This window comes from Phenylobacterium immobile (ATCC 35973) (genome assembly GCF_001375595.1).
GTDB classification, from domain to species: domain Bacteria; phylum Pseudomonadota; class Alphaproteobacteria; order Caulobacterales; family Caulobacteraceae; genus Phenylobacterium; species Phenylobacterium immobile.
Window position 1 is genome coordinate 2,560,833 of sequence record NZ_CVJQ01000001.1, and the last position, 13,259, is coordinate 2,574,091.

Consider the following 13,259-nt stretch of genomic DNA (forward strand, 5'->3'; position numbering starts at 1 on the left):
CCTACTGCATGTACCAGCCGTGGCTGACGACGATGGACTGGCCGGTGAGGGCGTTGGTGGGGAAGCCAGCGAAGAAGACAGCGGTGCGGGCGACGTCGTCGACGGTCGTGAACTCGCCGTCCACCGTATCCTTCAGCATCACCTTGGAGATGACGTCGGCCTCGCTGATGCCCAGCGCCTGGGCCTGTTCGGGGATCTGCTTCTCAACCAAGGGCGTGCGGACAAAGCCCGGGCAGATGACGTTTGAGCGCACGCCGTGGGCGGCGCCTTCCTTGGCGACCACCTTGGCCAGGCCCTCCAGGCCATGTTTGGCGGTGACGTAGGGCGCCTTGAGGAGCGACGCCTCCTTGGAATGCACCGAACCCATGTAGATGATGCTGCCGCCACGGCCCTGGGCGTACATGTGCTTCAGGCAGGCCCGCGTCGTCAGGAAGGCGCCGTCGAGGTGGATGGCGAGCAGCTTCTTCCAGTCGGAGAATTTGTAGTCCTCCAGGGGGCCGACGATCTGGATGCCCGCGTTCGAGACCAGGATGTCGATTCCACCGAGCTTGGCGGCGACGGCCTCTACGCCCGCGTCGACCTGGCCCTCGTCGGTCACGTCCATCGCCACGGCCATGGCGCGCTCGCCGGAGGGATCGAATTCCCGGGCTGTAGCCTCGGCCGCCGTCAGGTTCAGGTCGGCGATGGCGACCTTGGCCCCTTCGGCCAGGAAGGCCTTGGCGATATCCTTGCCGATGCCGCTGGCCGCGCCCGTGACGAGGGCGACCTTGTCTTGCAGGGTCATGATCAGTCCTTTTCCAGGGGGTCTGGCGCGGGGTTGTGCGCCCCGGGCGTGGTGAAGTCATAGACGTTCACGGCGTGCGCCGCGCTGGGCAAAGTGAGCACCTCGGGATGGGACAAGGTGCGGCGCGCGTCGCGCAGCCCGGCGGCCCAGTGTTCCTCCATGGATCGACGGGAGAACTCATAATCCTTGGCTTGCCCTTCGTAGGTCGCCGAGCGGTAGACCAACTGGACGATGTTGTAGACCGCCGGGTCCGAGGCCCTGGCCAACAGCTGCGCCTGGGGTGTGGCCGCCAGCTCCGGCGGCATCTGGGCGAGCAGTTCGTTGAAGGCGGCCCGCAGGCGCTGGGTCCTGCGGAAGGCGTCGGTGGCCGCGCGGGTGCGACTGGAATACTGCACCTCTTTCATGCGGACGGCGACCTCAGCCAGGTCGCGGGGGCGCGCGCCGCGCGCGCTCCACAGGTCGAGCTGGAAGATCAGGGTGTCGAGGTCTGAGCGTGCCGACAGCACCCAATCGAGCGGCGTGTTCGAAACCAATCCCCCGTCCCAGTAGTGCTCGCCGTCCACCTCCACCGCGTCGAAGGCTGGCGGCAGGGCGCCGCTGGCCATCACGTGCTCGGGCCCGATGATGTCGGTCCTGTTGTCGAAGTAGGCGAAATTGCCGCTGGCGACGTTCACTGCGCCGATGCTGAAGCGCATCTGCCGGTCGTTGATACGATCGAAATCCACGAGCCGCTCCAGCGTCGGCCTGAGGGCGGCCGTGTCATACCAGCTGGCCGCTCCCGGGCTGCCGGCCATGCGCATCATCGGCGGCGGCACACGGGGCGTGAAGAACCCCGGCACGCCGCGGGCCAGAATCTCGCCAGCCGAGAGCTGCCCCAGCCAACCACGCGCCGCATCGCTGCGCGCCCAGCCGCTCCACAGACCCGCCCAGCCGGCGTCCTGCGGCGTCGTCACCAGCTCCCAGAAGTCGCGCAGACGTTCGAGGCGCTTGTGATGGGGATTGCCGGCGATGATCGCCGCATTCACCGCGCCGATGGAGATGCCGGCCACCCAGGTCGGCTCAACGTCAGCTTCCAGCAGAGCTTCGTAAACCCCCGCCTGATAGGCGCCCAGAGCACCGCCGCCCTGGAGCAGGAGCACGATGCTTTCGAAGGCGGTGTGGGTCGCCTTCGCCGGCTCCGGCGCAGCGGCCGGGCTGTTGGTCATGCTGCACTCTCCATCCGCGATGTTGCGGTGCATCATCTATAGGGCGACTTGATGTCAGATGCAGGCATTGCTGAGCTTGACGCGCCCGGTTACCAATTCTGCATTGGCGCCTGCGACCGGCGCGAACCGCAAAAACAACAAGTCGCATCCAGGGAAGGAACGCCATGGCCGAACATCTCAAGCTGAAGAACCCCGTGAACGAGCGGCCGCAGGCGGCGTGGGGCTCTATCGCCACCGAGCTGGCGGGCAGTCAGACCCGGTTCGTGAAGGGCGAGCGCTGGACTCACCGCGTCATCGAGAAGGGTGATCCCGAAGCCCCGCCCCTGTTCTTGTACCATGGCGTCGGCGGCTATGCGGAGCCCTACGCCCGGGTGCTGCCCGCTCTTTCCCGCGACTTCCGCGTGTTCGCGGTGGACGCGCTCTACCACGGCTATTCCTCGAAGGAACCGTGGGATCCGGCCAACCGCACCGCCCTGCAGGCGGCGGCCTACGTCGATCTGATCCACGCGCTCGGCTACGAAAAGGCGATCTACGAAGGTGAATCCATGGGGGCGTCGATCGGCTTCGAGATCGGCATGCTCTATCCGGAGAGCCTGGATAAGCTGATCCTCAATGGCTATGGCCGCGTCGCGACCAAGCGCACCGAATGGAAGAAGCAGCCGTTCAAGGGCGACCTCTATGAGCTCTCGCGCGCCGCAGTGCTCGATCCCTCCTATGAGAATGTTCAGAAGCGCCTGTGGTGGCTGGTCCACGACAACGACGACATGAACGACGAGATGATCCGCATGCGGATGAAGATCTGGTCCGAGCCGGAGGTCAACGCTTCGCTGCGCCGCGTCTTCGGGGTCGACGGCGCCGATCCGCGTGAAGCGGCCAAGCCGTGGACCGAGGAAGAGGTGAAGGCGAAGTGGAAGGTCAAGGACACCTTAGTTGTCTACGGCACCTACAATCCGCAGCGGGGTCCGGACTACGGGGAGTATGGCGCCGACCTGATCGGCGCGAAGTTCTACGAGTTCAAGGACTGCGGCCACTGGCCGATGTGGGAAAGCCCCGACGAATACGTCGAGGCGCTGCGTAGCTACCTGCTCTAGGGTTGGCTCCCGGTCCCGGATGTCTCTGCGAGGCATCCGGGATGACGCGGCCTTTGGGGGAGATGATGGTGACCTTGTCGAAATCGCTGCGCAGAAGCCTGCTCGCTTTCGCCGCCCTGAGCGTTATGGCGAGCGCTGCCGCAGCGCAGGCGCCCGAGGCGCAGAAGCAACAGACGGTCGATCTGGTGAAGAGCCGGGCGAAGCTGGCGCAGGTGATCACCGACCAGGTCTTCAGCTTTGGCGAGCTGGGCTACCAGGAGATCGAGACCTCCAAGTACCTCACGGCCCTCCTCGAAAAGAACGGCTTCAAGGTCGAGCGCGGGACGTCAGGCATGCCGACCGCCTGGGTTGCGCGGTGGGTGTCGCCGGCCGGGGCGGGCCCGGTGATCGCCTTCGGCAGCGACATCGACGGCATTCCGAAAGCCTCGCAGACCCCTGGGGTCGCCTACCGCAAGCCGATGATCGAGGGCGCGCCAGGGCACGGCGAGGGCCATAACTCCGGCCAGGCGGTGAACATCGTCGCCGCCCTGGCCCTGAAGGACATCATGGTCCGGGACAAGATCCCCGGGACCCTGGTGATGTGGCCGGGCGTGGCCGAGGAGCTCCTGGGCGCCAAGGCCTTCATGGTGCGCGACGGGGTCTTCAAGGGCGTGGACGCCGTGATCTTCACCCATGTCGGCGACAATCTGGACACCACCTGGGGCCTCGCCCGCGGCACCGGCGTGATCTCGGTGGAGTATAGCTTCTCAGGGGAATCCGCCCATTCGGCCGCCGCGCCGTGGCGTGGCAAGAGCGCCCTGGACGCGGTCGAGCTGATGAACATCGGCTGGAACATGCGCCGCGAGCACCTGCGCCCCGAGCAGCGGTCGCATTATGTGATCGTCGATGGCGGCGACCAGCCCAACGTCGTGCCGTCGAAGGCGTCGGTCTGGTACTATTTCCGCGAGATCGACTTCGCCAACATCCGCAAGAACTACGAGATCGGCAACAAGATCGCTGAGGCCGCGGCGATGATGACGGACACCACGGTGACTCGCCGGGTTCTGGGCGCCGCCGCCCCGCGCAACTTCAACCGACCGATGGCGGAAGCTGCCCAGGCCAATATGGACAAGGTCGGCCTGCCTATTTGGACGGCGGACGAACAGACTTTCGCCAAGGCTGTGCAGAAGCTGGTGGGCGCGAAGGAAGAGGGGCTGGCGACGAAGTTGAAGCCCATCGAGCCGCCGCCGTCCCCTCCCATCAGCGGTGGGTCGGACGACATCGGCGACATCTCCTGGATCGCGCCGACCATCGTCATCCGCTACCCGTCGAACATCCCGGGACTCCCCGGCCACAACTGGTCGAACGCCATCTCCATGGCGACGCCGATCGCGCACAAAGGCGTGGTGGCCGGCGCCGAAGCCGTGGCCATGACCGCCCTGGACCTGCTGACCGACGCGAAGCTCCTCGCACAGACCAAGGCCTACTTCGAGACTGAGACCCTGAAGGACGAAAAGTACCAGCCGCTGATCGGCCCGACCGACACGCCGAAGATCGAGCAGAACGCGGACATCATGGCCCTGTACCGGCCCGGGATGCGCAAGCTCTACTATGATCCCGCGAAGTATCCGACTTATCTCGACCAGCTGGGGGTGAAGTTCCCCGAACTCGGGCCGAAGGCGAAGTAGGCTTCAGAGCAGGTCACGCAGCCACGCGACGAGCGGCGCGTCGGCCGGAGGCATGGGGTAATCGTCAAGGCGGTTGGGCTTGACCCAGGCGAGGCCGGCGTGCTCGCGGGCGGTGACCTGCCCTTCCCACTTGCGGCAAAGGTAGAGCGGCATGAGCAGGTGGAAATCCTCGTAGGCGTGGCTGGCGAACACGAAAGGGGCGAGGCAGGCCTGGGCGACGCGGATGCCCAACTCCTCCTCCAGCTCGCGGATGATGCAGGCCTCGGGGCTTTCGCCCGGCTCGACCTTGCCGCCGGGAAATTCCCATAGGCCCGCCAGCGCCTTGCCCTCCGGCCGCTGGCAGATCAGCACGCGACCGTCGATGTCCACCAGGGCGGCCGCGGCCACCAGAAGCATTCGCTTTTCGCTCATACGCGCTCTTCGACCGAGCGTGGCCAAAAGGCAATATCCGCCCCTGCGGTTGACATTGCGGGCCAAAAGGTCGATCTGCCGTCTCGCGCTCGTTCATTCGGGCGATATCGGCGCTCCAGCCGCGTGGGGCCTCTTCATCGAGGCTCAGCCTGTCGAGCGCCCTGACCGCATAGATTCGCCCATCACGCGGGGCGCTTCCCCAAAGTCCCGCGACCTCGCGCCCCCGTCATGACGGCTGGGCGCGCTCGGCGCATATCGATGAGACGAGTTTTGACCCAGTTTACTGATCTTGGCCTCGCCAAGCCCCTGCTCAAGGCCCTGGCTGACGAAGGCTACACCACCCCTACCCCCATCCAGGCGCAAGCCATTCCCGGCGTCATGTCCGGCCGCGACCTGCTGGGCATCGCCCAGACGGGCACCGGCAAGACCGCCGCCTTCGCGCTTCCCATCCTGCATCGCCTGGCCGAGAACCGCGTCCCGGCGCCGCGCCGCGGGTGCCGCGTCCTGGTGCTGTCGCCCACCCGCGAACTCGCCACCCAGATCGGCGAAAGCTTCAAGTCCTATGGCAAGCAAATCGGCGTCAGCGTCGCCGTCGTTTTCGGCGGCGTGAAGTACGGCGGCCAGATGCGTGCGCTCGCCGGCGGCGTCGACGTGCTGGTGGCCACGCCTGGCCGCCTGCTCGACCACCTCGGCGAAAAGTCGATCACCCTGCAAGGCGTCGAGACCTTCGTCCTCGATGAGGCCGACCAGATGCTCGACATGGGCTTCATCCTGCCGATCCGGAAGATCGTGAAGTTCCTGCCGAAGATGCGCCAGAACCTGTTCTTCTCGGCCACCATGCCGAGCGAGATCGAGAAGCTGACCGTCGACATCCTGAACCCGAACCCGCTGAAGGTCTCGGTGACGCCGCAGGCCACCACGGTCGAGCGGATCAACCAGAAGGTCCTGTTTGTTGAAGGCGCCCGCAAGCGGGCCCTGCTGGCGGAACTGTTCGATGACGCCAGCTTCAAGCGCGTCATCGTCTTCACTCGCACCAAGCGCGGCGCCGACCGCGTGGCCAAGAGCCTGGAGCAGGTGGGCGTCGAGGCCGCCGCGATCCACGGCGACAAGAGCCAGGGCCAACGCGAACGGGCGCTCGCCGAGTTCAAGAAGGGCGCCGTGCGCGCCCTGGTCGCCACCGACATCGCCGCCCGCGGCATCGACATCGATGCGGTCAGCCACGTCGTCCAGTTCGAGTTGCCGAATGTGCCGGAGGCCTACGTCCACCGGATCGGCCGGACCGCGCGCGCCGGCGCCGACGGCTCGGCCGTGGCCTTCTGCGCCGATGATGAGCGCAACCTGCTGAAGGACATCGAGAAGGTGACGCGCCAGCGCATCCCCTCCTTCGATCGTCGCAACGACAAGCAGCTGGGCGCGGCCACCGCCGTCATGCCTGAGCCGGCTGGCGTCAAGGCCGAGCGGCCCGACACGCGCGGCCAGCGCAACGCCCGTCCGCCGCAGAACCGCAACCGCAATCACGGCGGCGGCGGCCAGAACGGCCATCGTCACGAGGGCGCGCCGGTGCGTGAAGCTTCGAGCAAGGGCTACACGCCCAAGACGGACGCCATCCGGAGCGAACCCGCCCGCCCCGCCGGCCTGCAAGCCGCCGCCAAGGCCGCCTTCAAGGGCCCAGGCCGCGGCGGCGCGGCGAAACCCGCGGGCCGCACGGGCGTCTGGTCGAACCGCTAGGCCTCACCGACCTTCGAGACAGTGGAAGAGCGCGGCGGCGACGCCGCGCTCTTCTGCGTTGGGGTGGAGATCATGGATCCTCGGGACAAGCCCGAGGATGACGACCTTATTGGGTAAGCGCCGTGGGCAGCTTGCTCGGCCAAGTGCGCGGCGCTGTCGCTGGGCTCGAGGGGGCTTGGCTTCGCCGGCTTCGCTGCGGACGTGGACGATCAGCTCCGGTAGTCGCCGTTGATTTCGACGTAGCGCTTGGTGAGATCACAGGTCCAGACGTCGGCCGAAGCGCGGCCCACGCCCACATCAACGCTGACCTCGAGCTCCAGGCGCTTCATATAGGCGCTCATCTTGGCCTCGGAGTAGGTCGGCGAGACGAGGCCGTCCTGGGCGGCGACGAGGTCGCCGAACTTCACCGAGAGCTGGCTGCGGTCCATGGGTTCGTCAGCCTTGCCCACCGCCATGACGATGCGGCCCCAGTTGGCGTCCTCACCGGCGAAGGCGGTCTTGACGAGCGGACTGTCAGCGATCGAGCGGGCGATCTTGCGGGCTGAGGCGTGGCTCTCGGCGCCATTGACGGTGATCTTGACGAACTTGGTGGCGCCCTCGCCATCGCGCACCAACTGGTGCGCGAGGTTCAGCAGCACCTGCTCCAGCTTCTCGCGGAAGTCCGCCAGGCGGCGGTCGCCGGCGCGGCTGATGCGCGGGGCGCCAGACTTGCCTGTGGCGAACAACAGCAGCGTGTCGTTGGTCGAACGATCGCCGTCGACCGTCACCGCGTTGAAGGTGTTGCGTGTGTAGAGGCTAACCAGCGTCTGCAGGGCGGCAGGCGCGATATCGGCGTCGGTGACGACAAAGGCCAGCATGGTCGCCATGTCCGGCGCGATCATGCCCGAGCCCTTGCAGACGCCGCCGATGCGCACGGTGACGCCGTCGATCACGGCCTCGGCGAACGCCCCCTTGGGGAAGGTGTCGGTGGTCATGATGGCGCGCGCCGCGCCCGGCCAGCCATCGGCCGTCAGGCGGGCCTCAACATCAGGCAGGCGGTGCACGATCTTGGCGTCGTCGAGCAGCACGCCGATCACGCCGGTGGAGGCGACCATCACGTCGCGCTGGCGGCAGTCCAGGCGCTTGCCGACGGCGGAGGCGACCCGCCGCACGGCGTCGGCGCCGGGTCTGCCGGTGAAGGAGTTGGCGCAGCCGGCGTTGACGACCAGAGCCCGGACGCCCGCGCCTTGCGTCGTCTCCAACTGCCGCTTGCACCAGTCGACCGGGGCCGAACCCACGCCGTGGCGGGTGAAAACGCCGGCGCACGACGCGCCGTCGGGGAAGCTCATCAGGAGCAGATCTTCGCGCTCATGCTTGTAGAATCCAGCCCGGCCGGTCGCGAGCTCGACGCCGGCGATCGGCGGCATGTGCGGGAAGGGGACGGCCAGCGGAGAAACCAGCAGAGCGTCCTTTTCGGCCTTGGTCTGGGGCGCGGCGGGATCCAGGGCCTTGGCGTGCTTGTCCGCGCGCTTCAGCGCCGCGCGCTTCATGGCGCTGGCCAGAGGGTCGAGGGCGCGCTCAATGGTCTGGCCGACGGCCTCCACCGGCTTGACCGCCGCTTCCAGGGCCTTGGCGCTGCGGCTCGGGGCTTTCGGGGTTTGCGGCTTGCGGCTCATGGGGCGGATCCCTCGGAAGGCGGCGGTGCGTCAGCGGGCGGCGGGGACAGGGTGGCGGGATCCTGCTTCACCAGGGTCTCGATCTTGGCCTGACTTCGGAGCTTTTCCAGCAGGTCACGTATCTGATCATAGGTCAGGAAGCGCACGATCTGCGGCCGCGCCGCATCGAGCGGCACCTGGGCCTCCAAGCGGCGATCTTCGACCTTCAGCACCACCCAGCCGTTTTCGACCTGGAAAGGTCCGACGATCGCGTCCTTGGCCGCGCCGTCCAGGGCCGTGGCATAGGCCTCAGGCATGACGTCGAGCGTGAAGTAGCCCAGATCGCCACCGTTGAACCGCGTGGCGGCGTCCTTGGAACGCTCCATGGCCAGGGCCTCGAAGGAGGCGCCGGAGGACAGCAGGGCCTTCACGGCTTGGGCGTCCTGCGCGCTGGTCAGCAGGATCTGGCGGGCGTGGATCTCCTCGGAGCGGCGAGCGAGCCGCTGTTGCTCGTCATAGAGGCCCTTGATGGCGCCGTCGGTGACGGCGTCGCTCACGGCGGCCTCGACCAGCAGGTCGCCCAGGACGCGGTCGCGGGCGGCGGCCAACCGGCGCTGGGCCACGGGGTCCTTGTCGATCTTGCGGCGGACGGCCTCCGACGACAGCAGTTTTTGGTCAATCACCTCGCCCAACACGCGATGGAAGAGGTCAGAGGTGATCTCCAGCGGCTCGCCCTCGCCGATCAGGCCCTGGGCCACGGCCTCGCGCTTGACGTCGGAGGACCAGACGGTCTTGCCGTCCACCTTGGCGACGGCGACATCGCCGCGCTCCGGCGCGGTTTCCGCCCGATCCGCGCCGCCGCAGCCCGCAATCGCCAGGGTCGCCGCGCAAAGACTGGCGAGAAGGGCGGATCGGAAGGCTGTTGCGGCCGCCATGAAGGGATCCCTGCGGGTGAGCCGTCCGGCTCTAGCGGTATCCGCGACGGCTTGCAAAGCGCCGGAGGGACATAAGGGGCGCCGCGTTGACACTGGCAGGGTCGCTGCTTAAGTCTCGCCCGCCTCAAAAGGATCGGATTTACGGCGCGACTATCCGAGGCGGGCGCCGTGTGCGGCCCATCTCTGATAGAGTGGTCTTGCTATAAGGCCCCCGCGCACCGACTTCCGTTTCGCCGCCTTGTCCGGACGCCCGCTTCGATGATCTTCCAGAAACTCTTCGGCTCTTCCAACGACCGCAAGGTCAAGGCCATGTCCGCGCGGGTCGCCAAGATCAACGCCTATGAGCCGACGTTCCAGGCGCTGAGCGACGAGGCGCTACGCGCCAAGACCCTGGAGTTCAAAGACCGCCTGGCCAAGGGCGCGACCCTGGACGACCTGATGGAGGAGGCCTTCGCCGTCGTTCGCGAGGCCTCGCGCCGCACGCTCGGCCAGCGCCACTATGACGTGCAGCTGGTCGGCGGCATGATCCTGCACAAGGGCGGGATCGCCGAGATGCGGACCGGCGAAGGCAAGACCCTGGTCGCCACCGCGCCGACCTATCTTAACGCGCTCGCCGGCAAGGGCGTCCACGTCATTACGGTCAACGATTACCTGGCGCAGCGCGACAGCGAGTGGATGGGCCAGGTCTACCGGTTCCTGGGCCTGAGCGTCGGCGTCATCGTCCATGGCCTCAGTCAGACCGAACGCCAGGACGCCTACAACAGCGACATCACCTACGGCACGAACAACGAGTTCGGCTTCGACTACCTGCGCGACAACCTGGTCTATGAGGCCGGGGAGATGGTCCAGCGCGGGCACAACTTCGTCATCGTCGACGAGGTGGACTCGATCCTGATCGATGAGGCGCGCACGCCCTTGATCATCTCGGGCCCCACCGAGGACCGGTCTGATCTCTACCGGACGGTCGATGCGGTGATCAAAGACCTGATCAAGGATCCGACGACCTTCGACTTTGACGAAAAGGCCCGCCAGGTGATCCTCACCGAGACCGGCTCGGAAACCGTTGAGGAGATGCTGAGCGCGACCGGCCACCTGGCCGAGGACACGACGGGCCTCTACGACGCCGCCAACGTCTCGATCGTCCACCATGTGAACCAAGCCCTGCGGGCCAACGTCATCTACAATCGAGACAAGGACTACATTGTCCGCGCCGGCGAGGTGATGCTGATCGACGAGTTCACCGGCCGCATGATGCAGGGCCGCAGGCTGTCGGAAGGCCTGCACCAGGCGATCGAGGCCAAGGAAGGGGTGGTGATCCAGCCGGAGAACCAGACTCTCGCCTCGGTGACGATCCAGAACTACTTCCGCCTCTATACGAAGCTGTCGGGCATGACCGGCACGGCCTCGACCGAGGCCCAGGAATTCCTCGACATCTACAAGATGGATGTCGCCGAAATCCCGACCAACCGCGGGATCGCGCGGATCGACGACGACGACGAGGTCTATCGGACCACAGCCGAGAAGAACGCCGCCATCGTCCTGCAGATCGAGGACTGCTACCGCCGCGGCCAGCCGATCCTGGTGGGCACGGTGTCGATCGAGAAGTCGGAACTGCTGTCCGAGCTCTTGAACGCCCATAAGTTCGAACTGAACGGCCAGACCATCTCGGGCATCCCGCACAACGTTCTGAACGCGCGCTATCACGAGCAGGAAGCCCTGATCGTCGCCGACGCCGGCATGCCGGGCGCGGTGACCATCGCGACCAACATGGCTGGCCGCGGCACAGACATCCAGCTGGGCGGCAACATCGACATGCGCCTGGCCAAATGGCGCGAGGAGCAGCGCGGCCTCGGCATTGAGCCCTCGGCCGAAGAGCAGATCGCCCGCAAGGCCGAGATCGAGGACGAGATCCGCGATCACAAGGAAAAGGCGCTGGCCGCCGGCGGCCTGTTCGTCCTGGGCACCGAGCGCCACGAAAGCCGGCGGATCGACAACCAGCTGCGCGGCCGGACGGGCCGCCAGGGCGACCCGGGCCACTCGAAGTTCTTCCTGTCCTGCGAAGACGACCTCCTGCGTATCTTCGCCGGCGATCGGCTGGACGCGATCATGCGCACCTTCGGCGTCCAGGAAGGCGAGGCGATCACCCACAAGTGGCTGAACGGCGCCATCGCCACGGCCCAGAAGCGCGTCGAGCAGCGCAACTACGAGATCCGCAAGAACCTGCTGAAGTACGACGACGTCGTGAACGACCAGCGCAAGGCGGTGTTCGAACAGCGCGCCGAGTTCATGCATGACGAGGACCTTTCGGACGTGGTCGTCGACATGCGCCGCGACACCATCGACGACATGGTCGCCCGCCACCTGCCGCCCAAGGCCTATGCCGAGCAGTGGGACGTGGAGGGCCTGCAGGCCCAGGCGCTGCACCTCCTGGGTCTCGACCTGCCGATCGCCGAATGGGCGGCCGAGGACGGCATCGCCAACGAGGAGATCGAAGAGCGCATCCGCGCCGCCGCCGACGCCCGCGCCGCCGAGCGCGAGGCCGATGTGGGGCCGCATATGCGCACGGTGGAACGCAGCTTCCTCCTGCAGACCATCGACCTGCAGTGGCGCGAGCACCTGATGCACCTCGACCACCTGCGCAACGTCATCGGCCTGCGCGGCTATGGTCAGCGCGACCCGCTGAACGAGTACAAGACCGAGGCCTTCAGCCTGTTCGAGAAGCTGCTGGTCGACCTGCGTCAGACCGTGACCCGCTGGCTGATGACGGTGCAGTTCGAGTTCGCTGAGCCGCCGCCCCTGGAGCCCGGCCAGTTCACCGAGATTCACATGGATCCGCTGACCGGCGAAAACGCGGCCGAGATGGGCGCCCTGCCCGACGGCCTGCCGACCGACCAGCGCGAAGCCCTGCCGGTGAGCGCCCTGCCCGTCGGCTGGGAAGACACCGGCCGCAACGCCGCATGCCCCTGCGGTTCGGGCAAGAAGTTCAAGCACTGCCACGGGGCGCTGGTTTAACCGACCGCCCCGCGGGCCCGTTCGGCCAAGCTTGACCCGTCACGCGATGGGAGCCCGGTCACCGCGGCTCTACGAGGGCGCCGCATGTGATTGGCGGTGGAATAAGAGGCGATCCGGCCTAAGGTCGGTGAAACAGAGGAACGCCCCCCAATGATCGTCAAAGCTCTTATCACCGCCGCCCTGCTGGCCGCCCCGATGGCCGCGCACGCCCAGGACCATTCCACCCACGCCGCGCCGGCCGCCGCCCCCGCCAAGCCCGGCCTGCCTGACGCCGCGCGCGTCACCGGCGGCGCTTACGAGGTCGATTCGCACCACACCCAGGTGGTCTGGTCGGTGGATCACCTGGGCATCTCGACCCTCTACGGCATGTTCGGCGAGATGACCGGCACGCTGGCCCTAGACCCGAAGACGCCGCAGAACGCCAAGCTCAGCATCGCTATCCCGCTGACCGGCCTGACGGTGACTTCGGCGGCCTTCGCCAAGCACCTCAGCTCGCCGGACTTCTTCGACGTGGCCAAATATCCGACGGCGAGCTTCGTCTCGACGGGCGTGAAGGTGATGGGAACCAAGGCCGAGATCACCGGCGACCTGACCCTGCACGGTGTGACTAAGCCCGTGACGCTTCAGGCCGCATTCCATGGCGCCGGCGCAAACCCGATGAACAAGGTCGAGAATATCGGCTTCTCGGCCACCACGTCGATCAAGCGCAGCGACTTCGGCCTGGGCATGGCTGTGCCGATGGTGTCCGACGAGGTGAAGCTGAAGATCGTCGCCGCCTTCGTGAAGAAGTAG

10 protein-coding genes are annotated in these 13,259 nt (G+C 66.8%); 5 read left to right on the top strand and 5 right to left on the bottom strand.

Going from position 1 to position 13,259, the window contains the following annotated elements; translation table 11 throughout:
• Position 1 precedes the first annotated feature (1 nt).
• Both BN1313_RS12550 and BN1313_RS12555 read right to left on the bottom strand, forming a co-directional pair.
• Complete coding sequence (locus tag BN1313_RS12550) at positions 2-784, bottom strand: 3-hydroxybutyrate dehydrogenase (protein ID WP_091741191.1); 783 nt, start codon at positions 782-784, stop codon at positions 2-4.
• Positions 785-786: 2 nt separating this feature from the next.
• The gene (locus BN1313_RS12555) at positions 787-1,989 is read right to left on the bottom strand and encodes a patatin-like phospholipase family protein (protein ID WP_091741194.1); all 1,203 of its coding nucleotides are present in this window, start codon (positions 1,987-1,989) and stop codon (positions 787-789) included.
• A gap of 164 nt (positions 1,990-2,153) precedes the next feature.
• Between BN1313_RS12555 and BN1313_RS12560 the strand changes: the two genes are divergently transcribed.
• Positions 2,154-3,080: an alpha/beta fold hydrolase gene (locus tag BN1313_RS12560; protein WP_091741197.1), complete on the top strand. Its 927-nt coding sequence runs from the start codon at positions 2,154-2,156 to the stop codon at positions 3,078-3,080.
• Positions 3,081-3,148: 68 nt separating this feature from the next.
• Complete coding sequence (locus BN1313_RS12565) at positions 3,149-4,747, top strand: amidohydrolase (protein WP_245620192.1); 1,599 nt, start codon at positions 3,149-3,151, stop codon at positions 4,745-4,747.
• Between the two features lie 3 nt (positions 4,748-4,750).
• Here BN1313_RS12565 and mutT read toward each other — a convergent pair whose 3' ends face one another.
• The gene (mutT, locus tag BN1313_RS12570) at positions 4,751-5,158 is read right to left on the bottom strand and encodes an 8-oxo-dGTP diphosphatase MutT (protein WP_176696003.1); all 408 of its coding nucleotides are present in this window, start codon (positions 5,156-5,158) and stop codon (positions 4,751-4,753) included.
• Positions 5,159-5,428: 270 nt separating this feature from the next.
• Here mutT and BN1313_RS12575 point away from each other — a divergent pair, with 270 nt between their 5' ends.
• Positions 5,429-6,886 (top strand): DEAD/DEAH box helicase, encoded by a 1,458-nt coding sequence (locus tag BN1313_RS12575; RefSeq protein WP_091741200.1) that lies wholly within the window; start codon positions 5,429-5,431, stop codon positions 6,884-6,886.
• 209 nt (positions 6,887-7,095) lie between these two features.
• Here BN1313_RS12575 and argJ read toward each other — a convergent pair whose 3' ends face one another.
• Together argJ and BN1313_RS12585 are read right to left on the bottom strand one after the other, a co-directional pair.
• Entirely contained in the window at positions 7,096-8,541 is a 1,446-nt protein-coding gene (gene argJ, locus BN1313_RS12580; RefSeq protein WP_176696004.1) for a bifunctional glutamate N-acetyltransferase/amino-acid acetyltransferase ArgJ, read from the bottom strand.
• Positions 8,538-9,455, bottom strand: coding sequence for a peptidylprolyl isomerase (locus BN1313_RS12585; protein WP_091741203.1), 918 nt, complete (start codon positions 9,453-9,455; stop codon positions 8,538-8,540). Before BN1313_RS12585 ends, argJ begins: the two co-directional genes overlap by 4 nt.
• Positions 9,456-9,713: 258 nt before the next feature.
• On the opposite strand from BN1313_RS12585, the gene secA reads away from it, so the two are divergent.
• Together secA and BN1313_RS12595 are read left to right on the top strand one after the other, a co-directional pair.
• Positions 9,714-12,467, top strand: a complete 2,754-nt coding sequence (gene secA / locus BN1313_RS12590) for a preprotein translocase subunit SecA (protein ID WP_091741205.1) — start codon at positions 9,714-9,716, stop codon at positions 12,465-12,467.
• 150 nt (positions 12,468-12,617) lie between these two features.
• Positions 12,618-13,259 carry a YceI family protein gene (locus tag BN1313_RS12595; protein ID WP_091741208.1) on the top strand — a complete coding sequence of 214 codons (642 nt, stop codon included), beginning with the start codon at positions 12,618-12,620 and terminating at the stop codon, positions 13,257-13,259.